The organism is Anaerovibrio lipolyticus DSM 3074 (assembly GCF_900141865.1).
Lineage (GTDB): Bacteria > Bacillota > Negativicutes > Selenomonadales > Selenomonadaceae > Anaerovibrio > Anaerovibrio lipolyticus.
On record NZ_FQYW01000024.1, the window covers coordinates 14,674 to 39,652 of the forward strand.

Below are 24,979 nucleotides of genomic sequence, written 5' to 3' on the forward strand. Positions count from 1 at the left end.
AGTTCATAACCTTATGACCACTGATGTGAACAATTATTATGGCGGTGCCTTCTTTGATCATGGCGATGGTAAAGATGTATATTCAACCACTGGAAAATATGGTACCTTAAAGTCTGTTATGGGTGGTTATAAGGCTAGCGACTGGGTTATTAAATCAGGCCAGGTAACTGGAAATGATGACCAAGAGCATATTTCCGTATATACCTACGACAATTCCACCATGTGGTCTCCGCAGCACGGTTATTACACTAGTGATGATGCCCGCATGATTATCACACCAAAGACAGTAACTGTTTCCGTAACTGGAGAAAAGACTTATGGAAATAATGCCGTTGTAGGTGCTGAGTTTGCGGATAAACCTGTTGCTGATAGTGGTAAATATGCCATGAAAGTCACAAAAACTTTTGCCAAGGGTGATACTCTTGAAAATCTGTACAATGTTGATGCCACTAGCGTTAAATATAATTCTGACAGCAATAGTCTTGATGCTGGTACATATACAACGGGCTTTAGCAATCCTACATTTACTAAGAAGAATGAAAATAACTATAACTACAGAATTGCTTTTACTGATAAACTTACAGTTAATAAAGCAAGACTTGATGTTGGACTTGTAGGTACTAAAAAATATGGTGAGGATACCTCTAAGGGTATTTATGAATATTATGCCCTGCGGCGAAATACTGATTCTGGCAGTGATACCCTCAATAATGGTAATTTAAAGAGCTTTGATTATCATAATGACAAATATAATATTCCTGTAAAAAATGAAGGTAAAAAAGCAATCCCATCAGATAAAATTACAAAGCTGGAAGCAAATACTAATGTAACTAATGCCGGCAAAGATACCGAGTCAAGGGTTATTGATAAAAACACGGATATTCTTATTCACAAGGAATCCGATGGTAAATATGCTATTTACTCTTACAAACTGGGTGATGTGGAGCTGGATGGCAAAGACATCGAAAAAAATTACGAGCTTCACTACAGTAACGAGGGTACATTAGATATTGTTCCGGACAATGTAGTTACTAAAAGATCAGGCAGTAAAACGCTTCCTGATAATTTTACTCCTGAAACAAATCCTGAAATGTTTAGAGAAATCTTAACTCCAGTTAAGCCTCATAATACAGCACATCATCATCCAGATGTTTTTGAAAATATCGATGACGAGCATTTTGCTGAACAGATTCAGGAAACAGCAGAAGAAAGCAAGAATGGTGCCACTGAAGAAAGTAAGAAAATACGTTATAGTGGCTACAATCCTAAGGAAGCCCGTGATGGTATCAGATTTATTACCGTAGAGGACACCGGTATTAATGTTGAAGATGCCAAAGTAGAGCATACAACCATCACAATTGAGCCAGACAGCTTGGTAAATGGTAATACTGAAATTACCATTAGTGGTGATGCTGAAGCTGTTGCAGAATAAGTTTAAAAAGATTATTTATTAATGGCAGAGACTACTGCCTAGAGCGTCGGTCATGAACCTAAAAGTTTCTTTACGCTTCATGCCCTAATTGCTCTAGGCATTAGCCCCTGCCATTTTTGTAATATGAACTTATGTGCAGTCAAGATATACAAAAAAGCAATAAATATAACAATTTTACAAAAAATATGTCCTTCTGGTGTTGACAAAATTGCATATTGGCGTGATAATATACACATGTTTTTGTTAATCTGGAGGGATTTATGAAGCATGTTTTATCTGTATTGGTTAAAAACCAGCCAGGCGTACTGGTGAGAGTGGCCAGTATGTTTTCCAGGCGAGAATTTAACATAGAAAGCCTCACTGTAGGGGAAACGGAAAAAAGTGAGTTTTCCCGCATTACAGTGGTAGTCAGCGGTGACGAAAACATCGTTGATCAGGTGATGAAGCAGTTGGGGAAGCTGCCGGACGTGGAGGTTGTGAAACGACTAAATGAGGGATCTTCCGTATACAGGATTATGACCCTTATCAAGGTTCAGGCAGACGATACCAACCGATTGGATGTGTTAAAAATGGCGGAGCTTTTCGGAGCTCGTGTCATTGATGTGCAGCCTACCACATTGATTTTTGAAATCACGGGTAGTGAGGACAAGGTGAAGGCCTTTAACCGAGTCCTTTCATCCTACAAGGTTTTAGAGGTCATCCAGACCGGTTTTACCGGCTTGGAGCGTGGGGAGCATACTATACTAGAATATTGTGAGGAGAGAGAGTATTATGGCAAAAATCTTTTATGATCAGGATGTTAATTGGGAAGTTATTAAGGATAAGACTGTTGCCATTATTGGTTATGGTTCCCAGGGTCATGCCCATGCATTGAACCTGAAGGAAAGTGGCTTGAATGTGGTTGTTGGTCTTTATGAAGGCTCCCGTTCCAAGGCAGTTGCTGAAAGCAAGGGCCTGAAGGTTCTGCCAGTTGGTGAGGCTACCGCTGCTGCAGATATTGTCATGATCCTGATTCCAGATGAGAAGCAGGCTGATGTTTACAAAAATGAGATTGCTCCTAATCTGAAGTCTGGTGCAGCTCTCGCCTTCGCTCATGGTTTCAACATTCATTTCCAGCAGATTATTCCACCAAAGGATGTGGATGTATTCATGGTTGCCCCTAAGGGTCCTGGCCATCTTGTACGTCGTACCTTCACTGAGGGTGGCGGTGTTCCGGATGTATTTGCTGTAGAGCAGGATGCTACCGGCCATGCATTTGAGCTGGCATTGGCTTATGCCCGTGGTATTGGTGGTACCCGTTCCGGCTGTATCCAGACTACCTTTAGAGAAGAAACTGAAACTGACCTCTTTGGTGAGCAGGCTGTTCTCTGCGGTGGTGTTTGTTCCCTCATCAAGAACGGCTTCGAGACCTTGGTGGCTGCCGGCTATCAGCCAGAGATTGCTTATTTCGAGTGCTTCCATGAAATGAAGCTCATCGTTGATTTGATGTATGAGGGCGGTATGGCTAAGATGCGCAAGTCCATCTCCAATACCGCTGAGTTCGGTGATTATGTATCCGGTCCTCGCGTTGTAGGTGAGCCAAGCCGTAAGGCTATGGAGCAGGTACTGAAGGAAATTCAGGATGGTACCTTTGCCAACAAGTTCCTTACCGATAATCGTGCTGGTGGCTGGGCTAACTTCTATGCTATGCGCCGTCTCAATGCTGAGCATCAGATTGAGGAAGTTGGTGCCAAGCTCCGTGGCATGATGTCCTGGCTGAAGGATGGAGCTGACCTTTCCAAAGACTAATTTAGAATAAAAGAGGTTTTCTTCCTCGAATATAGAATAATCTAAATGTAGAACGGCTTACGCCATATTCTGGTGTAAGCCGTTTTTTGAAAATGAGCTGTGCATTTAGGAGGGACAAACTATGGGTATGAATATGACCGAAAAGATTCTGGCCCAGCATGCGGGACTGGAATCTGTTGTACCAGGTCAGCTTATTACTTGTAAGCTGGACATGGTATTGGCCAATGATGTTACTGCGCCACCGGCCATTAAGGAATTTGCCAAAATAGGCCGTCCAGTATTTGATAATACAAAAATCGCCTTGGTACCAGACCATTTTACGCCAAACAAAGATATTAAAGCTGCAGGTCTGGCGAAAACTGTTCGTGATTTTGCCAAGGAAAACAAGATAAAAAACTATTTTGAAGTTGGACGTGTAGGAATAGAGCATGTTATTTTACCAGAAAAGGGCATTGTGGCTCCTGGTATGTGCATTATTGGAGCGGATTCCCATACTTGTACATACGGAGCGGTAAATGCTTTTTCCACAGGAGTTGGTTCCACAGACCTTGGTGTGGCCATGGCCACTGGTGAAGCCTGGTTTAAGGTTCCAAAAACCATCAAGGTTGAGCTCATTGGTAAGAAGCCAAAGAATATATGTGGCAAGGATGTTATTTTAACCCTTATTGGTAAAATTGGTGTTGATGGAGCTTTATACCAATCTCTGGAATTTGCCGGAGAAGGTGTTGCTGAGCTTACCATGACTGACCGTTTGACCATCGCCAATATGGCCATTGAGGCTGGTGGCAAAAATGGTATTTTCCCTTATGATAAGGTTGCTGAAGAATACGTAAAGGGGAGAGTGGATTATGACTTTACCCCTGTGGAAGCTGACCCGGATGCCCAATATGAAAAGGTTATTACTATTAACCTTTCGGAGCTGACTCCAGTGGTGGCTTTCCCTCATCTTCCAGAAAATACCCATCCTGTTTCTGAAATTGGAGAAATCAAGATAGATCAGGTAATTATCGGCTCCTGTACAAATGGACGTTTTGAGGATTTGGAGCAGGCGGCAGAAGTGTTTAATGGACATAAGGTACATCCTGATGTACGCTGTATTATTATTCCTGGCTCTCAGAAGGTTTATATGGACGCCATTCACGCTGGCTTTGTAGACATTTTTGTAGAAGCAGGCTGTGCTGTCAGCACTCCAACCTGCGGCCCTTGTTTAGGTGCCCACATGGGTATTATGACAGCCGGTGAAAAGGCAGTATCCACTACAAACCGTAATTTCCGTGGCCGCATGGGCCATGTTGATTCCGAGGTATATCTGGCCGGTCCTTATGTAGCTGCTGCCAGTGCTATTCTTGGAAGGATTGCTGTTCCAGAGGAGGTTGAATAATATGGCACACGAAGGCAAGGTTTGGCGCTACGGTGATAATATTGACACTGATGTTATCATTCCCGCAAGATATTTAAACTCCTTTGATCCCAAGGATTTGGCAGCCCATTGTATGGAGGATAGTGATGAGCATCAGGATGCTCCCTTTGCCACCAATGTTGTAGAAGGAGATATAATGGTGGGGGGCAAGAATTTTGGCTGTGGCTCCTCCCGTGAGCATGCGCCTGTAGCCATTAAGGCTGCCGGGGTTCCTGTTGTTATTGCAGCTGATTTTGCCCGTATTTTCTATAGAAATGGCATCAATATTGGTCTGCCATTATTGGAAATCGGTGATGATGTTAAGAAAATAAGTCACGGAGATAAATTAAAGGTGGATCCTTCCACAGGTGTAATCGAAAATCTCACCACAGGGGAAACCTACCATGCCCAGCCACTTCCTGGCTTCGTACAGGAGATTGCCAAGGCTGGAGGCCTTATTAATTACATTAAGGAGAAGAAATAATATGGCTAAAAAAATTGTTGTTATTCCCGGTGATGGAATTGGTAAGGAAATTACCGACTCAGCCGTTGAGGTGCTAAAAAAGACAGCAGAAAAATTCAGTTTAAAGCTGGAATATGAATACAAGGATGCTGGTGGAACTGCCTACGATAAATTTGGCGTTCCACTTCCGGATGATACCCTTGAGGCCTGCAAAGCCGCTGATGGTGTTTTGTTTGGTGCAGTTGGAGGAGATAAATGGGATAATGTGGAACCAGGTCTGCGTCCGGAAAAAGCTATTCTCGGTCTTAGAAAGGGCTTGGGACTCTATGCCAACCTTCGTCCTGTAAAGGTTGCAGATTCCTTGGTGGAGTATTCTCCTTTAAAGCCAGACCGCATCAAAGGCTGTGATATTGTCATTGTCCGTGAGCTGGTGGGTGGCATTTACTTTGGAGATAAATGTGAGTCTGAGCTTTATAATGGTGCCGAAAGAGCCTGGGATTTGGAGAATTACTCTGTTCCTGAGGTTCAGCGTATAGCCAGGCTGGCCTTTGAAACTGCAAAGCTGCGCCGCGGAAAGGTTACTTCTGTAGACAAGGCCAATGTACTGGCCACCTCCAGACTTTGGAGACGCACTGTTGCAGAGGTTGCCAAGGATTATCCTGATGTGGAGCTTAACAATCTCTATGTGGACAATACTGCTATGCAGCTGGCTGTTCGTCCAACCCAGTTTGATGTAATATTGACCGGTAATCTCTTTGGGGATATCTTAAGTGATGAAGCAGCAGTTTTAGGAGGTTCCATCGGCATGATGCCATCTGCCTCCATCGGTGAACTCACATCCCTTTACGAGCCAATTCACGGATCCGCTCCTGATATTGCCGGACAAGGCATTGCTAACCCTGTAGGTACAATTCTTTCCGCAGCTATGCTTCTCAGATATTCACTAAAGGAAGAAAAAGCAGCAAGAGCAGTGGAGGAAGCCTGCGATAAGGCATTGGCTTCCGGCTGGCGCACAGCAGATCTTTGGCATGAAGGCTTTAAAAAGGCTGATACAGCCACAATGACTCAGGCAGTTATAGACTGTCTCTAATCTCTAATGGAGGTATACTCACATGAAGGGTGCTCAGATAGTTGTTGAAATATTAAAGGAGCAGGGGATAGATACCCTGTTTGGTTATCCCGGAGGAATGATTCTTCCTCTTTATGATGCCCTATATGATGAGAAAAATATAAATCAGATATTGGTGACCCATGAGCAGAATGCGGCCCATGCAGCTGACGGCTATGCCCGGGCAACGGGAAAGGTGGGAGTGTGTATTGCCACCTCCGGGCCTGGAGCCACCAATCTGGTAACTGGTATTGCCACTGCATTTATGGATTCAATTCCCCTTGTGGCTATTACTGGGCAGGTGGATACCAGTCTTTTAGGTACTGATTCCTTTCAGGAAACTGATATCATGGGCGTAACCATGCCCATTACCAAGCACAATTACAAGGTAAAAAATCCAAAAATATTGGCAGAAACCCTCAGAGAAGCCTTTAAAATTGCCAAAAGTGGCAGGCCAGGTCCAGTGCTGGTGGATATTCCAAAGGATATTCTTCTAAATGAAGCGCCGTTTCCTAAAGCAGAGACAGTAGAAAAGAAGCCAGCTGAGCCAGATGCGGACTTTAAGATTTGCACCGCAGAAGCTGCCCAGGTTATCTGTGATGCAGAACGACCTGTCATTATAGCGGGAGGTGGTGTGATTTCCGCTGGCGCCACCAAAGAGGTTATTGCCTTTGCTGAGCATTACAATTTGCCAATAGTATTTACCCTTATGGGTATAGGCGGTGTTCCCATGTCCCATCCAAATGTATTGGGCTTTACGGGAATGCACGGGAAAAAAGAGGCTAACAGTGCTATATATAAGGCGGATCTTATTATCTCACTGGGAAGTCGTTTCGCTGACCGCTTAACGGGAAATGTTGACAAATATACTGCCAATACAAAGTTTATCCATGTGGATATTGATCCGGCTGAAATAGACAAAAATATTCCCAGCTCCATTGGCTTGGCCGGTGATATGAAGACTATATTGGCTATGCTTATGCGGCGGGAGCCAACGAAGAAGCTGGACAGCTGGTGGGCAGAAATTCGCTCCTTAAATTCAGAATTTGCATACGACTACGATGTAAATCGTCTAACTCTGCCTTGGGCCCTGCATCATATTGCCAAGGCAACTGCAGGGAAGGAATTTGCCTTCGCCACAGATGTAGGACAGCATCAGATGTGGTGCGCCCTTCATTTACGGGTGGAAGAACCACGCACATGGTTTACCTCCGGCGGGTTGGGTACCATGGGGTATGGTCTGCCTGCTGCCATGGGTGCCCAGGTGGCTTATGTTACTCAGGGAAGCAAGCGTCGTGTAATTCATGTGGCTGGAGATGGTGGCATTAAGATGACTGGTAATGAGTATTACACAATAGCCAGACTTAATCTGCCAATTATTTCCATTATAGTAAACAACACCAGCCTGGGGATGATTCGTCAGCTCCAAACCGTATTCTATGATAAACGGTATATTGCCTGTGAATTTGACTATAATATGGATTATGCCGCTTACGCTAAAAGCTTTGGCATTGACGCCTACAGCGTTTCCACACCGGATGATTTTGCCGTGGCCTTTAATAAATGCCTTAATGAAGCGGATAAGCCACATGTTATCGTGGTAAATCTCCACAGGAGCTTTGTGGAACCAATGACCAAGGGCGGGGCAAAAATTAATGAATTTGTAGATTTTAAATAAATCTGCATGTATAAAGCCTATGGCTGTTATATTTTAGGGGAGTCAAATTAGACTTTCACTTCCGATAAGTATAAAATAATTGTGTTCCTTTGATTTTTCGGGGCTTGGTGGTTGTTTTCCGTCATTTCTTCCGCCTTCGTTTTGAGGGGCGGAACGGTAGTATTATTTTTTTAGAGGTGCTGGAGATGGAAAAAAACAAACTGCTGAGTCGAAGTAATTTAATAAGGGCCGGGGCGGCTCTTGTGGTGGTGCTCCTGATAGTCGCATTGGGGCTGTGGCTATATAACAGGTATTTCAAGGCCGACGAAACCATTGTGCAGGAGAGCCAGACCACAGTTGAAACCCCGGCAGGGGTACAGAAGGCAGCGGAAAAGGCCGGGGTAACAGTGGACAGTACCCAGGCAAGGGCCGTGGCCAAGGAAATCAAATATATATACGAAACTCAGAAGGAACCAGTTTATGTGGTGCAGACCACCGGGGGAAAAGCCGAGGCCGCTGCATCCGAGGCAAGGAAGGAAGCAAAGGCGGACTTTGCTATCATAACGGACAAGAACGACCCGGACAAACAGGTTAATCTGGCAGAATTGAAGAAGGACAAGGACCAGCCCGTAGAGCTGAACCAGTACAATATTCAAGCCTACAAGCCTGTCATTAGAACCATATCCATAGCCCCGGACATAAATGAACGGGGAGTCCGTCAGGTTGATTTCTCCATATCAAAGAAGATAACCAAGGACGGGCAATATATAGGTGTGGGCGTGGGGTATGATATTGTTGACCACCGGGCCCTTGTAAAGCTGTCATATAGCTGGTAATGATATTGACAAATATTGACATGTATTGATAATTATGTTGTATTTTGATATAATACACGTAAAGAAGGTGCTACCGATAAGCGGTCAGCCCCGATTAGTTGGTTTTTGGAAAACCGCCTAAAGTTGGGAGCTAGGCGGTTTTTCTATTGCTATGATTTAATTGCAATAATACATATCGCAACCAGAAACACCAAAGACAGAAAGTCATATAGCGTCATAGGCAATACCCCCATTCTGGGGCTAGGATTGACCGCCTACCGTTATGGTAGCACCTCAGTAATATTTTATGGATTTAATGACAGCCTGTCAAACCGTTATCAATAATATTTGCAAATATAAATGATTATAAACAAATAGCAAAGCCGCCTCATTACGAGGCGGCTTTTTTACATTACCGGATTGTATCATTCTTTGTGGGGCCTTGGTATTTAAGGGCTGAAATACCCCAATACATGACCATTTTTTACAGCACACTATCCAGCAGCTCCCGGCTCTTTGCCTTGCGTGATTCCAGAACATGGGAATATGTCCGGGCGGTGGTGTTCAGGCTGCTGTGGCCAAGTCTTTTCGATACCAGCTCCAAATCCTCCCCGGCTTCCAGCAGCATAGTGGCGTGGGTGTGGCGCATGGAGTGAAAAGAAAAGCCCTCCCCAAATTTCTTACAGAATATATTGAAGTGACGAATACCGTCGGGGCCCATCATCTTGCCATTTTTCCCATGAACCACAAGGTTGTCCTTTGGTCCTTTTCCTGCCAGCTTCTGCACCGCCTGATGGCGTTTCTCTCTTTTCAGTATCTCCAGAAGCTTTCGGCCCATGGGAACCACACGGAAACCGTGGGAGGATTTTGGAACCTCCTGCACCACCAGAGTTTTATCTTCCACAATGACGGTCTTGTTTATGCTGATTTCCATAGCTTCAAAATCCACATCCTGCCAGGTAATGGCGCAGCATTCCCCAAACCTTGCCCCGGTATGGTAGGAAATAGCCAGGGGAAGAAAATACTGGTGCCCCCGTGGGAAGGTCTCAAAGATTTCCGCCACCTGTTCAGGGGTAAAGCTGTGTACCACTTTGGGCGGCTCTGTGTATTTCGGTATATGAAGGTTCTGGGCGGGGTTCCTTTCAATGTACTCACAGAAATCCGACGCATATATAAACATGGCCTTAATAACTGCATGAATAGAGGAAACTGTTGCCCGGGATAGCCCTGCCTCCTTCTTATCGTTCAGGATATTCTGCAAGGTTCTGGCCTTTATATCCCTAAGCTTAAATGTACCAATAGCTGGGGCTATATGGTTTTTGTAAATGGATTTGTAGGATTTGATAGTGTTGGCGTGGACATTCCTGCCATGATCCGCCAGGAACTCCTTGGAAAAATCCTCAACTGTCATTTTGGTGGGCTCCAGAAAGGCCCCGCCGTTTACATCCAGGGAAACCAACGCCCGGGCATAGGCTGCCTCAGCTTCTGCTTTGGTTCTGCCCCCGGCCATTTCCTTGCGCTTGCGGTTCTTGCCTTCACCAATTTCAATGGTAAAGTACCACTTTTTGCCTCTTTTTCTAAAATAAGCCATAAAAAATACACCCCTTCCTAAAGTATCATACAGCTGTATGCTTTATTAAATATGAGAATGGGTGTATAATTGAAATGGATTTAGGTGTGTATTCAATTATACACCCTTATTTTGGCCGTTCCTGTTGGCGCAGGGGCGGCTCTTTTTTATTTGAATATGTTATTTCTTTCTGTTGGCGAACATATATATTTTTGCATGGCTGCCCTTTGGGGGCGGCTTTTTTATTATGCGTCTTTTTCTTCTGTAGCTTCTGAGGCTGATAGCCCTTTTTCAGCAGCGAGAAGCTCTTCCTTGTAGGCTGCCAGCTCCTTATCAATCTTTGATAAATTCACCTTTGGGTCGGTGGAAGTGATAGCCTCAGCCAGTCGCACAATATGATGAAGTATCTGCTGCCGTTCTTCACTGGTAAGGTTCAGCAAATACCGGGCGGCTCTCTGTTCCGCCTCACTTAGATCGTATTGCTTGGCGAAGGAATTGAACAGAGTGGTTTCTGTTTCCTCATACATTTCGCCTTCACCAGTACGCAGCCATTTTTCCGAGACGCTAAACTTAGTAACCAATAACTGTATAAATGTATCAGTAGGCTCAACGCGTCCAATCTCGTAATTGGTAATGGTGTCCCTACTGGTGCCTAACAAGCTGCCAAATTCGGCCTGTGTTTTCTTTATAGACTTTCGGAATGTTTTTAAACGCTCACCTATTGTCATGGTGTCACCACCTTTCTGAAAAATATTTTAATATTTTTTTCTGTGTATGTCAACGCAAAATTTTATGGATAAGTATTGACATACACAAAAATTATTATATAATGTGTGTAGATACAGATATTGAAAAAACAAAACCGTAATTACACACAAAAATCGCTATAATGCCCCTAACGGGACACTATAGCACACTCCTATAGGAGTGTATTTAAAAACTTTCTTAAGGGAGGTGAAAAGGTGAAAAAACCAGAAAGGATTCGAATTAACCACAAGGGTGGCGGAATAGCTAGAGCAGCTATTGCCCTGGAAAGTATTTTTGATGCCTTTTTCAGATGGGCTGCACAAGAAGAAAAGTTTCATGTTTCTATTGATTACGACCCAGAGTGGACCCTGCTGGTTCGTTTCAGATCATCAACAAAAGAAGAGGCGGAGGAATTGGACAGCCTCCGCCCCACAGAGGAAGAAACAAATATAATCAAAGGTCAACGATTGGACAGTTAATATTAGTGTATTTAAAAACTTTGTTAAGGGAGGTGAGAGAATGGCCACAGGAAGAGGTTTCTTTGTACATATCAAGTCCTCAGATAGTCACTTTTGTGAGGTTATGGAGAAAATGCAAGAAGCATTAAGCATAGTATACAGCTGCTACAATGAGCTGCGTGAAATGGGCATCCTGACCATAGAAGAGGCACCATCAAAAGATGATAGTGCCCAGGAGGATTAAGTATTCTTTTCGAGTTCATTAATAAAACAGGTTAGGACTTTGACGGTTTCACTGACCAGATTATTGATGTCTCCAACAGTGGCAGGCGTGCTGCTATTGGCACTTGTAGGACTTGCCTGATGTGTGTAAGTGGTTACTGCCTGCCGCAGCTTTTCAATATCAACCATATTAACACCCCCTTTCACGGGCATTATACCACACCGGGGGCGGATAGGAAGGAGGCGGGAAGGTGAAAAAAAGCAATAAATCCCCAAAGCCTACCGTTACAGAAAATTCCTGCATGGGTGGCCCCAGGGACTTATTACAAGTCAGTGCCGAAATAGTGGCCAATATATTGAAGTACATCAATGGCGACAACTTCAAGCTGGTTATTGAAGTGTCAAATGGCACTTTCGTAATCAATAAATACCCCATGGAGTCAGCAAACACTCCTGAGAATGAGGAATTAGTACATTAAAATCATCTTTCTGCTTATCCCACATAAGTTTAAAGACAAATTCCTCGCTGGTTAATATCCAGCAACCATTTGACTGGCTTATTTTTTCAAGCATTTCACTACGATGTTCAGCACACATCTGTCTGGTGTCCAGCTTGAAATATTCCAAAGACATAAAACCACCCCCTTTCTGTGGGCATTATACCACACCGGGGGCGGATAGGAAGGTGGTGGGAAGGTGGATTTAGGAAAGGGCCCTGACTGGGTAATATTAATATGTTTTGTTTTAGGCATTTTTACTGGCTTCTCTATTCTGTCAGTAATGCTATTATTAGGCCGATTATGACCGCCGGGGGCGGATGAGAGGATGAACAAAATGGAAGTAACGGAAGTAATGATTGATGCAGAACAAGCATTGACCTTATTAAAAGCTGATTTATTATCTGGCAGTGATGCCTGGATTCCATCATATAATGATGGCCTTGAGGTTGCAATTAGTGAGATAGAAATTTTAGCACGCAAAGAACGGGTAAAAGACAGGCAAGAAAAAAGGAAAGAAGGTCGGTGGACATTCCTAAAAGGAAATAAAGCCGAATGTTCCGAATGTGGTTCAATTTGTTATATTGCTTGTTACCCATACACTGGATGGGCGAGATATTGTCCATGCTGCGGGGCAAAAATGGCCCCACCTCAATAAGGAAGGAGGCGGGAAAGTGTACGAGGGGAAAATTGAAACCGTTCTGGGCGACTATGTTCATGTAAAGGAAGAAGATGGAAAAGTAATATTTGATATTGGTTTTTCTGACACCATGAAGGCAGACGGATTTCATACTGTATTTAGCAGCGAAGATGCGAAAAAGGTAGCCGTTATGATACTTGAAGCGTACTTCGCTATAGAGGGAAACAAGGAGGCAAAACAATGAGCAAAATCAAAGAATGTCCATTTTGCGGCGGGGCCGCACATATTGCAAAATACAAAGGCCAAAAAGACACCTATTATGCAACCTGCGACAGCTGCTTTGCTGAATCAGATCTGAAAGAATCTGAACAGGAAGCAATGGAAGCCTGGAACAGGAGATTCAGCCATGATAAATAAAGCAATACCCCGCTTTATGGGGGCGGGTATCGTTGCGATATTGGCCATGCTTTTGGCCGGGTGAATGGAGGGCGGCTATGAAATCTATGGAACGGGAAGAGCTTGACCGCCTTTATACGAATCTGTCTGATTTCAAATACAAAGAGCTGCACTGTCTGGAAACCCAGTGTATGAATTGCAGATATATGTCGCCAGCGGACAGTTCGGAAATGGACGGGATAGCCTGTTTTATCAACATTTTAATGGAGGATGTCTGGCAAAGAAGGGAGGAATTATTGAATGGCAAAAGGGAAGTGGCGAGCCATTAGCGAGGATTTGGGCGGCAAACGGCTTTATCGTATTGGTAGGCTGCTGGATGCAGATAAGCCCGCAGAAATAGGCAATATAGAATATGCCATTGTGTACGGTTCCACTACAGACCGGGACAAGGCCAAAAGGGTGGCCGATGCAATGAACGAAGAAAACGGCCCAGAGGACCACTACGCCGAAGGCTTGGAGTAAAAGAACAAATAATATTGGTGGGGCTGGTGGAGCCTGCAAACAAAAACATTGATAGCTATTTACCCGAAAACTATTAATAAAACTTACACCGCGTGGCACGGTTGCCAAATACTTACCATAACATCTTTAATATACCCCTTATTAAAGAGTACCGTTTGCAGGTTCTGCCAGCTCCACCAAAAGAAAGGAAGTGATAGCCATGACAGAGGAAACCGCTGTAATGAAGGCCCTGAAAAATGAACAGGCCCGTCTGGAAACAATGAAGATTATCAACAAAATCAGGGAAATGGGCGGCGAAAAGACCATTTTGACCCTGGCCGGGTATATGCTGACCGCTACCCCGGAAAGAGACAACCCCAAACCAGCAGCATAAGGAGGTATAAACCATGGAGCAAAAGGTGGACAAAAGAACCGAGGGCCTTGTAATGGACAACGCCGAGCGTCTGATGAATGTGGAGGAAGTGGCCAAACGGCTGCGCACCTCCCGGGCGGTGACTGCTGAATTACTAAGGCTGGGGTGGCTGAAATCGGTAAGATTTGGAAGTGAGTACCGCATTCCAAAGTTCGCCCTGCATGAGTTCATCGTTGACAATATCGGTGTGGACATTTTGGAGAAGCTGGAGGCAGTCGGTGCAGAATGACAGACCACTACATAACAACCTTGTCTGCCCCATCTGTGGGCAGCTCATTGGCTGCGGGGTGGACTGCATGAAACACCACGCAATCATACATGATACCCACTGCAAGAAGTGCGAGGATTTTCAGCCAGTTTTGTGGCTGTGTTCCTATCTTGTTAAGAAACAAAAACGCGCCAGGCGATAAACACTGGCGCGTCCTGCTGGAGTCCATATAAAAGGAAGCTTCCATATAACAAGCATATTTATTATAGAATGTTTTCTCTTTTTAAACAAGACCCCGGAGGGGGTTAAATGGACTCGTTAAGCATATTATTTTGAGAACCACTAAGGGGAAATTTTGGCATGGCCTACTTAGAAAAAGTTATTGACCGGGGTAATGTGATCGAAGTCCAAAAATATACAAACGGACGTTTTGGGAGAAAAGATAAAAATGGGAAATCTGTAGCCGAAAGAGTTACCCCCGTCGAACAACTCCGATGGCAAAGCAAGGAAGCCGTAAGAAAAGTATGGCGATTACTTCGAGACAGAACAAACTTTTCCCCAGGTGATTTGTGGGTAACCCTGACTTATCCACAAAAGAGTAAACCGGACAGTGAAACGGTGAGAAAAAATATCAAAGAATTTTTGAAGCGTATGAGGAGACAGTTCAAAAAAATCGGGCAAGAGTGCAAATATATCTTTTCCGTCGGCCGGGGAAAAAGGGGAGCCGTTCATCTGCACATGGTAATGTCGAAAATAGACACCGAAATTGTCTCCACCACCTGGCAGAATATTGTAAACGGCGGGAAATGGGTACATGTCCACACCGAACATCTGGACAAATCACAAAACTGGCACAAGGTAGCGCAGTACATTATCAAAAACGGGGAAGAAACTTTTTTGAGTGATGACCCCATAATAAAAAAACGTTTTTCATCTTCCAGAAATTTACGGGACGCAAAACCGCGTGCCAGGGTAATACATGCCAGAAGATGGAAAGAGCAACCGCCGGAAAGAAAGGGCTATTACATTGACCCCGAGCTTTCCTACAACGGAGTAAACAAATACGGTTACCCGATGCAGTACACCGTATATGTGCGTCTAGATGAATGACAACAAGGAGGAAGTCATGGAAGAAGAAAAATTGCAACCCGTGAAAATATCGGCCGTCGTCCGGGCAGTAAAAGAGCAGGGTGTTTGTATGCTGATAGACCGGGACGATGAATATTATCTTGTAACGGGTAATTTTATTTTAAAGCTGCGCCGGAAAGATATGTGGCGCATCCAGTGTAAGCTGGAAATCGAAAAGAGAAATGTATATATGGGCCATACTAAGGAGGCTGGCTGGGTACAGACAACCACTGAACCGAAATGTGCCGAAGTGGTAGAAAAATACATTTCGCTAATACTACAGGCAGCAGAGCGTCCTTTATTGCAGCCGACAGGGATAGCAGTAACCATGTACCACGATATTGAAATGGATGGGCGGCTTTATCACGGGGCGGATGGTTTCGCCCTGATCCGCGGTGGCTATCTGGACATGATACCCGGAAAGCCTGAACTGGTACGGCTGGAGGATTATGTGGTTGTCAACGATACCCATGTAATAACTATCATGCTGGACGATGCCTGGCAGGATAATCCATATATCAGAAAAACAGGGGAGGGCTGACTATGCGAACATTTGCCATTGTAAACATGAAGGGCGGGGTGGCAAAAACTACTACCGCCTGTAATATGGCGTATCTGCTGGCCTGTTCCGGTAAAAGGGTGCTGCTGGTGGATAACGATATGGGCGGTATTATCACTTTTAAGGAGGCAGATGAAGATTAACAAGACGACATTTTTAAAATGGCTGCAGGGCATGGGCGTTGGTATATTGGCCTTCTTACTGAGTGGCTTTGTGGAAAGCATTTAAGGAGGGGACAATTATGCAAGGCAAAAGATGGACACAGGAGGAAAAGGATAAGCTGGCGGAGCTCTATGGTACTAAGTCTCTTGATACAATAGCGAAAATTATGGGCAGGAGCATAAACTCTATTTCCGTTATGCGGCAGAGGTTACATCTGGGAGCGTTTTTGGAGAATGGCGATTATATTACTCTCAATCAGCTACTGAAGGCCGTAAAGGGTACAAAGTACGGAGACAGTTATTCACTGCTCAGCTGGGTAAAAAACAGAGGTTTGCCTATCATCCATAAGAGAGTTGGAAAATGCAGTTTCCGGGTTGTACGTTTAGATGATTTCTGGAAGTGGGCAGAGACGAACAAGGCTTTTATTGACTTCTCCAAAATGTCTGAATGTATTTTAGGTGCAGAGCCCGACTGGGTTAAATCCAAGAGGATAGAAGATACCTTATGCAAGGCTATCAAAAAGACCACGCCATGGACGCCACTGGAAGATGGAAGGCTGGCGGATTATATACGAGAGGGCAAAAAGACGGGGCACGAGATAGCCAAGATTATGCATCGGTCTTATGGAGCTGTTGCCAAAAGATGTAACGACCTGGGCTTAGGCAATCCTAAGCGCATGACGGCCCACGAGCACAGCTGGAGCAATAAAGAGGTGGAGGATGTGGTAAAAAGCGTTATAGCTGCTACGCCATATCCTCTGATAGCTGCCAGAATGGATTTATCCGAGAAAGCTATCAGGGGGATGTTGTACCGCCTGTATAAGACAGAGAATCAGGACAAAATTCGGGCAATCATAAAGGTTTCAGGTAAAAGCCAAGGGAGGGAAAAGTAGTGTTTGAGCTAGATTTAAAGGCGTTTGTTTGGATGTGTATTGGTGCCGGTGGTGTACTGGCCGTAATGGTGATAATGGGGCTTTGCAAAGTATCTGGGCGGATTTCCAGAATAGAAGAAGAAATGGAAGACCATGACCGCCTGATGGTGGAAAATTGGAACAAACGATTCACAGGCAATGGAAAACCTGTGGAAATGTACAAGGATAAGAGCCATGAATACACACGAGAATAATATTCTGAAGCTGATAAAAAGCATATATAGCCATAATACCTATGATGTGTTTGCTGATTTTGTCCAGCTGTCCGCTTTATCCATAAAACAGTCTGTGGACCTGATTCTTGGCATGAAAAAGTCCGAGGAAGAATTTCAAAAGATTTTGACCATGTACCAGCCAAAGGAACAGCAGATATTATCGGATATGTTTGGGGAGCTGGTTGATGCTCTGGAAGAACATTTTTTAAAAAATGAGATATGCGATACCTTGGGGGCCATATTTGGCGAGCTTAGTATCAACAACAAAAACACGGGCCAGTTCTTCACACCTGCATCAGTGGCAGAGCTTTGTGGTACCGCTACCTTCGACAGCAGAATTGCCAAAAAACAAATAGAAGAAAAGGGCTATATCTTAGTGAATGAGCCTTCATGTGGGGGCGGCGTCATGCTGATGGCCTTCATCCAGGCAATGATGAGAGCCGGTTTTAATCCACAGAAGCATCTGCTGGTTGTAGCACAAGACATAGACAGAAGGTGTTGTTGCATGACATATCTGCAACTTAGTCTGTATGGAATCCCCGGGAAAGTCATTCAAGGGAATACGCTGACCCTGGAAGTATATGAAAAGCCTTGGTTTACTCCAACATACGCTACGGATTTGTGGCCCGTAAAAGAAAGGAGGGCATTAGAAAAGTGCTGTCAGAAAAAGAACGCCTGATTATAGACATTGTTAATGACATGGTTGATGCCATAAGTGAAGAGCAAATGGATAAGCTGAAACTGTGCCTCTATAAGAGGATAAGTCCATTGGAGGTAAAACCGGCAGAAGCTAACATCGTTGTTTATGACCATCCAAACCATAAGCTTATAACTATGTTTATAATGGCCAAAAAAATGATAAATTTGAGCCCAAATTCCATAAAATTTTATGAACTTGTCTTAACCAAAGCTGATAAAGATTTTCATCAAAAACCGTTTTTACAACTTACAACGCTGGAATTGCAGTGTTATCTGGCGGCTATTGCCGATAAAACAAGTCCTGTAAACTCCAACAATGTACGGCGAATATTATCTTCATTCTTTGGTTGGCTTCAGGATACTGAGTATATAACCAAGAACCCGATGAAAACGGTTCAACCGATGAAGCAACCCAAAAGGACAAGGCATCCGTTCACAGTAACAGAACTGGAGACTTTGCGAAACGCTGCAACGGATATAAGGACTAGAAGTATTATTGAAATGCTTCTATCAACAGGATGCAGAATAAGTGAGCTGGTAGGTATAAAAGTTAATGATATAGATTGGATTCGTGGAGAGGTCAGAGTAATAGGCAAGGGTAATAAAGAGCGAATAGTATTCATCAACGAGACTGCCAGCCTATACACGAAGCAATATCTGAGTACCAGAACGGATAATAACCCTGCATTGTATGTTAGCATGGATAAGCCTCATGCTACTTTACAAAAGGGTGCTATTGAAATGATTGTCAGAGAATTGGGGCGGTCATGTGGTATCAAGAAGGTATTTCCACATCGGTTCCGGCATACTGCGGCAACATTTGCTATGCGCCGGGGAATGAATATCGAGATAGTCAAAAAGATGCTTGGACATGAGAGCATAGATACTACGATGATATACGCACAGACCGACTGGGACTCCGTGAGAGCCGCTAGAAGGATATATTGCGAATAAGAGAGGGGAAATAAGTAAATGTTTACGAATGCGATAACCAAGCAGATAAAAAAAGGAATCGTCAAGAAGCTGGAAGAAGCCTATGTGCTTGCCAGAAAGGATATAGCAAAGCTGAGATATCTTTCAGCAGCTGATGACGAAGCAGAGTGGGTATGTGTATATGACGCAGAAGGCAACAATCTGGCGCAAATCGATGTGACTGGCCAAAACGTAAGTGGACTGATTCTCGATGTTGTCCATGCTATCAATGATGATATTGTCATAGGCGGCAAGAAGAAATGATGTTTCCCAAGCCCAAAAGAGTCCGGCTAAAGGGTAAAGCTTTAGCCAGGCTCAATCAGGCAATACATGACCGTGACAATGACAAATGCATTATATGTGGAGCCTGGGTGGATCCGGGCAAGAAATTCCACCATGAACCATGTGGGGCGGATAAATCTGACGAAGAAGAAAAAGGCGCGACATTGTGCGATAGATGCCATTTTCGGCGCCATAATGGCCCTAACAGCACAGAAATACGCGAAAAAATAAAAAAATATCTCAAAGAATGCTATGAATAATCAAAAAATAAGGGGCGGAGGTGCAGAAATGGGTCAAAAAGAAATGATTTATGTCTATACCAAGAAATTTGAAGCCTATAGCCGTGGGCTGCGCAAGGCAGGGCAAAAGATAGAGAACACGCCATTATTCAAATGGACACCGGAAAGGATAGAGAGTCATCTTAAAAAGGGCTTTATCAGGAGAAGATATATGGAAAAAGGAGCTAATACATGAACAAAGTAATATTGACGGGGCGGCTAACGAAAGACCCCGATATAAGATACACGACATCAGGCAAGTCAGTGGCCAGCTTTAGTCTGGCCGTTGACCGCCGCCACAGTTCAGAGCAGGGGCCAACAGTGGACTTTATCCCCTGTATAGCATGGACAAAACTGGCGGACTGGGTTGGCAATTATCTGAGCAAGGGCAGCAAGATATTGCTAGAGGGGCGGCTGCAGGTGCGCTCTTACGATGGTCAGGACGGAACCAAGCGGTATGTTACAGAGGTTATTGCCAACGAAATCGAGTTCGCTGAAAGTAAAAAAGACGGGGAAGCCCGAGGGGGCAGCACTCCAAACAACCCGGGAGGATTTGGCGGCCAGCCAGTAAGTGACGACGATATACCATTCTAGGGGGTAGTACATGAATACAAGACGGCGCATGAAAATAAGAGCTATCAGGGCTATCATTAAAGGTTTACCCTGGAAGCCCAGAGCTATAATATTACCGCTACGACAGAAAATAAAAGTCACGCTAGAAATGCCGCACTTGGCTGGTAGTGGCTCATCCACAGTAGAAGAGTTTGAAAAGAATTTTAAACCAATTACTAAACCAATTACTGAACCAGCCAGTCAGGAGCGTGGAACGATATACATAAATGGTAAGCCTGTGCAATGGATAGGATAAAGGAGGGGCGTCCATGGACGAGCAAGAGCTGGATTTACTATATGAGCTTCTACATAAGTTCAAGACCAAAGAAATCAGCTGTGTTTGCAGACATTCACCAGAATGCAAATATAAAGGGAAAGCTGGAGAGTGCCATATCCTTAGCATAATGGAAGATGTCTGGGAAAGACGACAAGCATCAGGTAGCAATAAAGAACACAAGGGAAGCTGTTCTGAAGGCTGCGAATAGAAAATAAAATATGGTGGGGCTGACTGAGCCTGCAAACAACCCTTTCGAAAATGATAGATAAACGCACATACACATATATTTACTGTTAAATTGTTAAACCTTACCCAACACTCCTTTAACACAATCGTTTGCAGGCTTTGCCAGCTCCACCAGTTGGAGGTATAGAACAAATACTAGTTGTAGGAGAAGGAGGAAAGGAATTGAGAGCACGATATGGCATAAACCTGTCCCTGGAGGAGCTGTACTCCATCAGAAAGGCCCTGCAGGGGAAAGGGGATAAATGCCTTATGGAGAGGCTTGATAAAGCCATTAAGACCATTGAAGGGATGAAGAAAAGGAGAGGAAGGAGCCAGGGAAATGATTGAAATTAACACCCTAAAGACCAAGAACAAAGGATATATAAAAATCAGCTTAGACAAGGCGGGTTGCATTATCGAGAGCGGTAGCGTAAGGGCGGGGGCCCTGCTGTATGGCGACCGCACATATTTGGATTATGAGGAGCTGAAAAGCCTCCACAACATCGTTGAAACAGCTTTGTATGGTCTTGAAGGCAAGGAGAAGGATAGCCATGAAGATGAAGGAATATCTTAGACTGCGGAATATTGCACTTAGCCCCAGGGACTGGCGGGGCATGATGGATTATATCCCGCCAATGAACCGGGCAGAACGGAGAAGGGCCAAACGCCGGGGCAAGAAGAAAAATACCCCGGGGCGGCGATAAATACCCGGGGGCCAATTATCCCCGGTATGGAGTGACGAAATGAGGAAACCAGCAGACAAGAGAATCAGAACTGTGGAATGGGTACTGTACAATGAGCAGGTTCTCCGTGTGGCAGTTGAAGAGGAAAGGGAAAGGGAAACAGTGGACACGGGGAAAGACCCAACAGCCAGGACGGCGGTGCGCCATGCTACACCTATCAAGTCATTGATGGTCGAAGGCAGGGAAATATTAAAACCAGAGAAATGGCTGCACATGTTGGAGCTGGTACACGAACACATTCCAAAAGGTGACATGAAGAATGTTCTTCAAGCAAGGTATAAAAGACGTGAGCATTATCGTGTCACTTGTCGAAAGCTTTGTATGAGTCAGAGCAAGTATCAGAACACGATAAGGCGCATAAGAGAGTACGCGCAGATGGTGGCAATACAAGAGGGATTAATAAAAATTGTCGAGTGATTAATATTAACTATTATCACTTTTTCAAAGTGTTATAATTGATACAGTGAAAGATTATACGAAGAACAACATAAGGGCTTTAGGGCATCGCGCCACGCGGTGTCCTTTTTATTTTGCCACCCCCCGGGGGTGCGGGTCCTTCTGGGGGCAAATGCTTTTACGGGTCTGCGAGTCCCGGCGGTTGCGTCCCTGAAAAATAAAAAAACTGGTTGACAATCTGACAAAGCAGAAGGGAGGCGGGGCGGATGGCAACCGAGGAAAGCAACCAAAAATCGCGCGCGCGCGTAGTTATTGAAAAAAAGTTCATTTTTTCCACATCCGACACCTGCGAATTTTTCCAGATCTCCCGGGAGACTTTGTCACGATGGGAGAAAAAAGGCGCGCCGAAAGCTGGGCGGGGAAAATGGGACATCAAAAAAGTTATGGAGTGGCGTTTTGATGGCAAGCATATGGAAAGCCCGGAAACCCGCAAACTTAAAGCTGAAGCGGATTTAAAAGAAGCCAAGGCCGCTCAGGAAAAAATAAAACTCAGTGTAAAAAAAGAGGAATTTATCCCGGCTCCACTGGTACAAAGTGAGCTGAAACGTCTGCTGGCAAATCTAAAAAAATCTTTGCTGGAAATTGGGCATAATGTGGCTTCTGATTTGGCCGCTTTGGATTTAGAGGCAGTGACCATAGCGAAAAATGAGGTTGACAAACGTGTAAACGATGCCCTTTTTGAACTGTCTGAGGGGAGGTTGTACCGTGGCAGGGCGAAGAAAAAAGCAAAGAAATGAGCTGGACTATCCTGATTGGATTTTAAACGCTCTGGCCGTGTTGAAACCGCCGGAAAAACTGACGGTTTCGGAGTGGGCGGATAAGTACCGCATACTATCGGAACTGGACAGCGCATCGCCGGGACATTGGCGCACCAGCAAGACACCATACCTCAGAAAGGTGATGGATGCCTTCAACGATGATTTTGTACATGATATCAGCTTTTGCGCCGGTTCCCAGTTGGGCAAGACTACCGCAGAGCAGAATATGTTAGGTTATGCCGTGGCACAGGATCCGGGGCCTATGCTTGTAGTCTACCCCACCAAGGAGCTGGCAAAATTCACCAGTGAGAAACGCTTACAGCCCATGATACGGTTAAGTCCTGCTCTAAGTAAAAAATTCAAGGAGCGGGAAAGCAAGGACTTGGAATTGGCCTTTGACTCCATGTATATAGCTTTAACTGGGGCCAATAGTGCGTCAGATCTGTCAAGCCGTCCAGTACGCTATGTATTTTTTGATGAAATAGATAAATTCCCCAAATGGACTGGTACAGAAGCAAGTCCTCTGGAGCTGGCTGCAGAACGTACCAAGACCTTTTATAACTACAAGATAGTAAAGGTGTCCTCTCCTACTCTGGAAAAAGGCAATATATGGCAGGGGTGGTTGACTGCTGATGTGCAATATCGGTACTACGTACCTTGTCCACATTGTGGGGAGATGCAAATACTGGAATTTGGCCAGATAAAATGGCCAGATGGGGCGGATGAAAACGAAGCCAAGGCAGCGGCCTGCTATGAATGTAAATATTGTCATGAATCTATAGATGATAGGCATAAGCCAGCTATGTTGAGGGGTGGAGAGTGGCAAGGTGTACATCAAAAAAGCGGACGACCTGCCAAGGTGGCTTTTCACCTGAATAGCATATATAGCCCCTGGTTGACCTTTGGGGATGTGGCAGCAAAATTTATTGTCAGCAAGGATGAGCCAGCCCTGCTGATGAACTTCATCAACTCATGGCTTGCTGAGCCCTGGGAGGACAAGAGCAGCCGCTTAAAGTCTGATGTGGTTATGGCCAAAGCCCTGCCATATGATAAGGGGCGGATGCCAGCAGCGGCCCAGCTTTTAACCGTGGGCGTGGATGTGCAGCTTGACCATTTTTACTACTCAGTAAGAGCATGGGGGCCACACATGACAAGCTGGCTGGTGGATTGGGGTAAGGTCTATACATGGCCGGATATTGAAACCGTCATTTATCGTGACTATGCGGATACGAATGGGGAAATACATAACATTAACCTGGCCTGCATTGATTCAGGCTATAACACAGATGAAGTATATGCTTTTTGTGCTTATCACATGGAAGTGGCGGTACCAACCAAGGGAGCCAGCCGCCCATTAAAGACCCGATACACATCGTCTGCTATAGATAAAAGCCAAGCAGGTTTCGGGTTATTTCTCTACGAAATGGACACCACTCAAATGAAAAACTTTATAGCTTCAAGGATAGGAATAGACCCGGGCGCGCCGGGCAGCTGGAATGTATACCGCGATATAGAACGGGAATACGCCGACCAGATTTGTTCCGAGCAAAGGGTGGAGAAAAAGGACAAGAAGGGCCGTACCTCCATCGTTTGGGAAAAGATAGGCAGCCACACAGCGAACCATCTTTTGGACTGCGAGACCAATAATGTTCTAGCAGCTGAAAAGCTGGGCGTGAGATTCCTGATAGAATCACAGCCGGAGGACCCCGAGGACGAAGAGCCTGAGGACGACTGGCTGGGTGTTGGCAAAGATTGGATTTAGACACACGAAAGGAGGTGAAACAGTTTGGAGAGTTTGGAGACACAGCTGGAGAGTGTACAGGCAGCCATAAGAGCCATTGAAGGCGGGGCGCAGTCCTACAAGATTTCCAACCGAAGCGTAACAAGGGCAGATTTGGCCACCCTTTACGCCAGGGAAACAACCCTCAAAAGCCAAATAGCCAGGGAAAAAGGTGGCGATCTATTCTTTGCCGAACTGGGCAGCCTATGATTAATTTTTTAGAGAAAGCTATAGCAGCCATTTCGTAAGCGTCAAAATATAGTATGCCTCAACAACAAATAAAAAGCAGCCCGTAGGCTGCGTCATAGTATAGTGTTATGAATCTTCAGTTGGCAGGTTCACATTCCACGGGAGATACTTTTCCAAAACTGAATCGTCCTTTAAGGATTCTTCCTGGGACATGTTTGTAAAGATGTATTCCAGATATTCTTTGGTATCAACTTTGTTGGCTATGCATGTCTCTATTAAACTGTATGCTGCGGCACTGGCCTCGGCACCAGTCGGAGAGCCGGAAAATACCCAGTTTTTTCGACCGATGGTGAATGGACGGATGCTTCTTTCAGCAAGG

At 44.7% G+C, this 24,979-nt stretch carries 43 protein-coding genes and 1 pseudogene; 37 read left to right on the top strand and 7 right to left on the bottom strand.

Going from position 1 to position 24,979, the window contains the following annotated elements:
• Positions 1 to 13: 13 nt before the first annotated feature.
• The 8 genes from B6K08_RS11860 to B6K08_RS11895 all read left to right on the top strand — a co-directional run bounded on the left by B6K08_RS11860 (position 14) and on the right by B6K08_RS11895 (position 8,683).
• A complete protein-coding gene (locus tag B6K08_RS11860) occupies positions 14 to 1,432 on the top strand; it encodes a hypothetical protein (protein ID WP_080326221.1) in 1,419 nt (472 codons plus the stop codon).
• Positions 1,433 to 1,692: 260 nt separating this feature from the next.
• Positions 1,693 to 2,223, top strand: coding sequence for an acetolactate synthase small subunit (gene ilvN, locus B6K08_RS11865; RefSeq protein ID WP_027397196.1), 531 nt, complete (start codon positions 1,693 to 1,695; stop codon positions 2,221 to 2,223).
• Positions 2,204 to 3,220, top strand: a complete 1,017-nt coding sequence (ilvC, locus tag B6K08_RS11870) for a ketol-acid reductoisomerase (RefSeq protein ID WP_039206075.1) — start codon at positions 2,204 to 2,206, stop codon at positions 3,218 to 3,220. Before ilvN ends, ilvC begins: the two co-directional genes overlap by 20 nt.
• 121 nt (positions 3,221 to 3,341) lie before the next feature.
• Positions 3,342 to 4,601, top strand: coding sequence for a 3-isopropylmalate dehydratase large subunit (leuC, locus tag B6K08_RS11875; RefSeq protein WP_039211099.1), 1,260 nt, complete (start codon positions 3,342 to 3,344; stop codon positions 4,599 to 4,601).
• A gap of 1 nt (position 4,602) precedes the next feature.
• Positions 4,603 to 5,103: a 3-isopropylmalate dehydratase small subunit gene (locus tag B6K08_RS11880; RefSeq protein ID WP_039211101.1), complete on the top strand. Its 501-nt coding sequence runs from the start codon at positions 4,603 to 4,605 to the stop codon at positions 5,101 to 5,103.
• 1 nt (position 5,104) lies between these two features.
• Complete coding sequence (leuB, locus tag B6K08_RS11885) at positions 5,105 to 6,172, top strand: 3-isopropylmalate dehydrogenase (protein WP_039211104.1); 1,068 nt, start codon at positions 5,105 to 5,107, stop codon at positions 6,170 to 6,172.
• Between the two features lie 22 nt (positions 6,173 to 6,194).
• A complete protein-coding gene (gene ilvB, locus B6K08_RS11890) occupies positions 6,195 to 7,868 on the top strand; it encodes a biosynthetic-type acetolactate synthase large subunit (protein WP_080326222.1) in 1,674 nt (557 codons plus the stop codon).
• Between the two features lie 185 nt (positions 7,869 to 8,053).
• A complete protein-coding gene (locus B6K08_RS11895) occupies positions 8,054 to 8,683 on the top strand; it encodes a hypothetical protein (protein ID WP_039211108.1) in 630 nt (209 codons plus the stop codon).
• A 463-nt stretch (positions 8,684 to 9,146) separates the two neighbouring features.
• Here the strand turns inward: B6K08_RS11895 and B6K08_RS11900 are convergent, their stop codons facing one another.
• Complete coding sequence (locus B6K08_RS11900; RefSeq protein ID WP_039211111.1) at positions 9,147 to 10,253, bottom strand: tyrosine-type recombinase/integrase; 1,107 nt, start codon at positions 10,251 to 10,253, stop codon at positions 9,147 to 9,149.
• Positions 10,254 to 10,477: 224 nt separating this feature from the next.
• Positions 10,478 to 10,960 carry a helix-turn-helix domain-containing protein gene (locus B6K08_RS11905; protein ID WP_080326223.1) on the bottom strand — a complete coding sequence of 161 codons (483 nt, stop codon included), beginning with the start codon at positions 10,958 to 10,960 and terminating at the stop codon, positions 10,478 to 10,480.
• A 234-nt stretch (positions 10,961 to 11,194) separates the two neighbouring features.
• On the opposite strand from B6K08_RS11905, the gene B6K08_RS11910 reads away from it, so the two are divergent.
• The gene (locus tag B6K08_RS11910) at positions 11,195 to 11,458 is read left to right on the top strand and encodes a hypothetical protein (protein ID WP_039211114.1); all 264 of its coding nucleotides are present in this window, start codon (positions 11,195 to 11,197) and stop codon (positions 11,456 to 11,458) included.
• 40 nt (positions 11,459 to 11,498) lie between these two features.
• A complete protein-coding gene (locus B6K08_RS11915; protein WP_039211116.1) occupies positions 11,499 to 11,681 on the top strand; it encodes a hypothetical protein in 183 nt (60 codons plus the stop codon).
• Here the strand turns inward: B6K08_RS11915 and B6K08_RS13845 are convergent.
• The 3 genes from B6K08_RS13845 to B6K08_RS11920 are packed head-to-tail and all read right to left on the bottom strand — an operon-like array spanning position 11,678 to position 12,292.
• Positions 11,678 to 11,848, bottom strand: coding sequence for a hypothetical protein (locus B6K08_RS13845; RefSeq protein ID WP_159446779.1), 171 nt, complete (start codon positions 11,846 to 11,848; stop codon positions 11,678 to 11,680). The genes B6K08_RS11915 and B6K08_RS13845 overlap by 4 nt on opposite strands.
• Position 11,849: 1 nt before the next feature.
• Positions 11,850 to 12,083: a hypothetical protein gene (locus tag B6K08_RS13630; protein WP_143254919.1), complete on the bottom strand. Its 234-nt coding sequence runs from the start codon at positions 12,081 to 12,083 to the stop codon at positions 11,850 to 11,852.
• Positions 12,080 to 12,292 carry a hypothetical protein gene (locus tag B6K08_RS11920; RefSeq protein WP_039211119.1) on the bottom strand — a complete coding sequence of 71 codons (213 nt, stop codon included), beginning with the start codon at positions 12,290 to 12,292 and terminating at the stop codon, positions 12,080 to 12,082. The genes B6K08_RS13630 and B6K08_RS11920 overlap by 4 nt, the downstream gene beginning before the upstream one ends.
• A 201-nt stretch (positions 12,293 to 12,493) precedes the next feature.
• Between B6K08_RS11920 and B6K08_RS11925 the strand changes: the two genes are divergently transcribed.
• The 7 genes from B6K08_RS11925 to B6K08_RS11950 all read left to right on the top strand — a co-directional run bounded on the left by B6K08_RS11925 (position 12,494) and on the right by B6K08_RS11950 (position 14,355).
• Positions 12,494 to 12,814: a hypothetical protein gene (locus B6K08_RS11925; RefSeq protein ID WP_080326224.1), complete on the top strand. Its 321-nt coding sequence runs from the start codon at positions 12,494 to 12,496 to the stop codon at positions 12,812 to 12,814.
• 16 nt (positions 12,815 to 12,830) lie between these two features.
• Positions 12,831 to 13,040 carry a hypothetical protein gene (locus tag B6K08_RS11930; RefSeq protein ID WP_039211123.1) on the top strand — a complete coding sequence of 70 codons (210 nt, stop codon included), beginning with the start codon at positions 12,831 to 12,833 and terminating at the stop codon, positions 13,038 to 13,040.
• A complete protein-coding gene (locus B6K08_RS11935) occupies positions 13,037 to 13,213 on the top strand; it encodes a Lar family restriction alleviation protein (RefSeq protein ID WP_080326225.1) in 177 nt (58 codons plus the stop codon). Before B6K08_RS11930 ends, B6K08_RS11935 begins: the two co-directional genes overlap by 4 nt.
• A gap of 77 nt (positions 13,214 to 13,290) precedes the next feature.
• Positions 13,291 to 13,521 carry a hypothetical protein gene (locus B6K08_RS11940; RefSeq protein ID WP_039211126.1) on the top strand — a complete coding sequence of 77 codons (231 nt, stop codon included), beginning with the start codon at positions 13,291 to 13,293 and terminating at the stop codon, positions 13,519 to 13,521.
• A complete protein-coding gene (locus tag B6K08_RS11945) occupies positions 13,493 to 13,714 on the top strand; it encodes a hypothetical protein (RefSeq protein WP_039211128.1) in 222 nt (73 codons plus the stop codon). Before B6K08_RS11940 ends, B6K08_RS11945 begins: the two co-directional genes overlap by 29 nt.
• A gap of 199 nt (positions 13,715 to 13,913) precedes the next feature.
• On the top strand, positions 13,914 to 14,087 hold the full coding sequence (locus B6K08_RS13850; RefSeq protein WP_159446780.1) for a hypothetical protein: 174 nt from the start codon (positions 13,914 to 13,916) through the stop codon (positions 14,085 to 14,087).
• A 13-nt stretch (positions 14,088 to 14,100) separates the two neighbouring features.
• Positions 14,101 to 14,355 carry an excisionase family DNA-binding protein gene (locus B6K08_RS11950; RefSeq protein WP_039211133.1) on the top strand — a complete coding sequence of 85 codons (255 nt, stop codon included), beginning with the start codon at positions 14,101 to 14,103 and terminating at the stop codon, positions 14,353 to 14,355.
• 7 nt (positions 14,356 to 14,362) lie between these two features.
• Here B6K08_RS11950 and B6K08_RS13855 read toward each other — a convergent pair whose 3' ends face one another.
• Positions 14,363 to 14,518 (bottom strand): hypothetical protein, encoded by a 156-nt coding sequence (locus B6K08_RS13855; RefSeq protein WP_159446781.1) that lies wholly within the window; start codon positions 14,516 to 14,518, stop codon positions 14,363 to 14,365.
• 176 nt (positions 14,519 to 14,694) lie between these two features.
• On the opposite strand from B6K08_RS13855, the gene B6K08_RS11960 reads away from it, so the two are divergent.
• The 20 genes from B6K08_RS11960 to B6K08_RS12045 all read left to right on the top strand — a co-directional run bounded on the left by B6K08_RS11960 (position 14,695) and on the right by B6K08_RS12045 (position 24,621).
• Positions 14,695 to 15,444, top strand: coding sequence for a rolling circle replication-associated protein (locus B6K08_RS11960; RefSeq protein ID WP_039211141.1), 750 nt, complete (start codon positions 14,695 to 14,697; stop codon positions 15,442 to 15,444).
• A gap of 16 nt (positions 15,445 to 15,460) precedes the next feature.
• On the top strand, positions 15,461 to 16,003 hold the full coding sequence (locus B6K08_RS11965) for a hypothetical protein (RefSeq protein WP_039211144.1): 543 nt from the start codon (positions 15,461 to 15,463) through the stop codon (positions 16,001 to 16,003).
• A 2-nt stretch (positions 16,004 to 16,005) separates the two neighbouring features.
• Positions 16,006 to 16,164: a ParA family protein gene (locus B6K08_RS11970; protein WP_143254920.1), complete on the top strand. Its 159-nt coding sequence runs from the start codon at positions 16,006 to 16,008 to the stop codon at positions 16,162 to 16,164.
• A 98-nt stretch (positions 16,165 to 16,262) separates the two neighbouring features.
• Positions 16,263 to 17,075 carry a hypothetical protein gene (locus B6K08_RS11975; protein WP_052212494.1) on the top strand — a complete coding sequence of 271 codons (813 nt, stop codon included), beginning with the start codon at positions 16,263 to 16,265 and terminating at the stop codon, positions 17,073 to 17,075.
• The gene (locus B6K08_RS11980) at positions 17,075 to 17,308 is read left to right on the top strand and encodes a hypothetical protein (RefSeq protein ID WP_039211145.1); all 234 of its coding nucleotides are present in this window, start codon (positions 17,075 to 17,077) and stop codon (positions 17,306 to 17,308) included. Before B6K08_RS11975 ends, B6K08_RS11980 begins: the two co-directional genes overlap by 1 nt.
• Entirely contained in the window at positions 17,289 to 18,008 is a 720-nt protein-coding gene (locus B6K08_RS11985) for an N-6 DNA methylase (RefSeq protein ID WP_052212498.1), read from the top strand. The genes B6K08_RS11980 and B6K08_RS11985 overlap by 20 nt, the downstream gene beginning before the upstream one ends.
• On the top strand, positions 17,984 to 18,982 hold the full coding sequence (locus tag B6K08_RS11990) for a tyrosine-type recombinase/integrase (RefSeq protein WP_052212501.1): 999 nt from the start codon (positions 17,984 to 17,986) through the stop codon (positions 18,980 to 18,982). Before B6K08_RS11985 ends, B6K08_RS11990 begins: the two co-directional genes overlap by 25 nt.
• A gap of 18 nt (positions 18,983 to 19,000) precedes the next feature.
• Positions 19,001 to 19,264, top strand: coding sequence for a hypothetical protein (locus B6K08_RS11995; protein ID WP_039211147.1), 264 nt, complete (start codon positions 19,001 to 19,003; stop codon positions 19,262 to 19,264).
• Positions 19,261 to 19,542, top strand: coding sequence for a hypothetical protein (locus B6K08_RS12000; RefSeq protein WP_039211150.1), 282 nt, complete (start codon positions 19,261 to 19,263; stop codon positions 19,540 to 19,542). The genes B6K08_RS11995 and B6K08_RS12000 overlap by 4 nt, the downstream gene beginning before the upstream one ends.
• 28 nt (positions 19,543 to 19,570) lie before the next feature.
• Positions 19,571 to 19,756, top strand: coding sequence for a hypothetical protein (locus B6K08_RS12005; protein ID WP_039211153.1), 186 nt, complete (start codon positions 19,571 to 19,573; stop codon positions 19,754 to 19,756).
• The gene (locus tag B6K08_RS12010) at positions 19,753 to 20,154 is read left to right on the top strand and encodes a single-stranded DNA-binding protein (RefSeq protein ID WP_039211155.1); all 402 of its coding nucleotides are present in this window, start codon (positions 19,753 to 19,755) and stop codon (positions 20,152 to 20,154) included. Before B6K08_RS12005 ends, B6K08_RS12010 begins: the two co-directional genes overlap by 4 nt.
• 10 nt (positions 20,155 to 20,164) lie before the next feature.
• Positions 20,165 to 20,428 carry a hypothetical protein gene (locus tag B6K08_RS12015; RefSeq protein WP_039211157.1) on the top strand — a complete coding sequence of 88 codons (264 nt, stop codon included), beginning with the start codon at positions 20,165 to 20,167 and terminating at the stop codon, positions 20,426 to 20,428.
• Positions 20,429 to 20,441: 13 nt separating this feature from the next.
• Positions 20,442 to 20,657: a hypothetical protein gene (locus B6K08_RS12020; protein WP_039211159.1), complete on the top strand. Its 216-nt coding sequence runs from the start codon at positions 20,442 to 20,444 to the stop codon at positions 20,655 to 20,657.
• 200 nt (positions 20,658 to 20,857) lie between these two features.
• Positions 20,858 to 21,022, top strand: a complete 165-nt coding sequence (locus B6K08_RS13860) for a hypothetical protein (protein WP_159446782.1) — start codon at positions 20,858 to 20,860, stop codon at positions 21,020 to 21,022.
• Positions 21,015 to 21,248 carry a hypothetical protein gene (locus tag B6K08_RS12025; protein ID WP_039211161.1) on the top strand — a complete coding sequence of 78 codons (234 nt, stop codon included), beginning with the start codon at positions 21,015 to 21,017 and terminating at the stop codon, positions 21,246 to 21,248. Before B6K08_RS13860 ends, B6K08_RS12025 begins: the two co-directional genes overlap by 8 nt.
• Positions 21,226 to 21,378: a hypothetical protein gene (locus B6K08_RS13865; protein ID WP_159446783.1), complete on the top strand. Its 153-nt coding sequence runs from the start codon at positions 21,226 to 21,228 to the stop codon at positions 21,376 to 21,378. The genes B6K08_RS12025 and B6K08_RS13865 overlap by 23 nt, the downstream gene beginning before the upstream one ends.
• 39 nt (positions 21,379 to 21,417) lie before the next feature.
• Positions 21,418 to 21,834 (top strand): hypothetical protein, encoded by a 417-nt coding sequence (locus tag B6K08_RS12030; protein WP_080326227.1) that lies wholly within the window; start codon positions 21,418 to 21,420, stop codon positions 21,832 to 21,834.
• A 245-nt stretch (positions 21,835 to 22,079) separates the two neighbouring features.
• A complete protein-coding gene (locus tag B6K08_RS12035) occupies positions 22,080 to 22,610 on the top strand; it encodes a MerR family transcriptional regulator (protein WP_039207255.1) in 531 nt (176 codons plus the stop codon).
• Positions 22,579 to 24,393 (top strand): phage terminase large subunit family protein, encoded by a 1,815-nt coding sequence (locus B6K08_RS12040; RefSeq protein WP_052212044.1) that lies wholly within the window; start codon positions 22,579 to 22,581, stop codon positions 24,391 to 24,393. The genes B6K08_RS12035 and B6K08_RS12040 overlap by 32 nt, the downstream gene beginning before the upstream one ends.
• A 24-nt stretch (positions 24,394 to 24,417) precedes the next feature.
• Positions 24,418 to 24,621: a hypothetical protein gene (locus B6K08_RS12045; protein WP_039207253.1), complete on the top strand. Its 204-nt coding sequence runs from the start codon at positions 24,418 to 24,420 to the stop codon at positions 24,619 to 24,621.
• A gap of 239 nt (positions 24,622 to 24,860) precedes the next feature.
• Here the strand turns inward: B6K08_RS12045 and B6K08_RS14350 are convergent.
• Positions 24,861 to 24,979: pseudogene (locus tag B6K08_RS14350) on the bottom strand (IS66 family transposase); the annotation flags it as partial.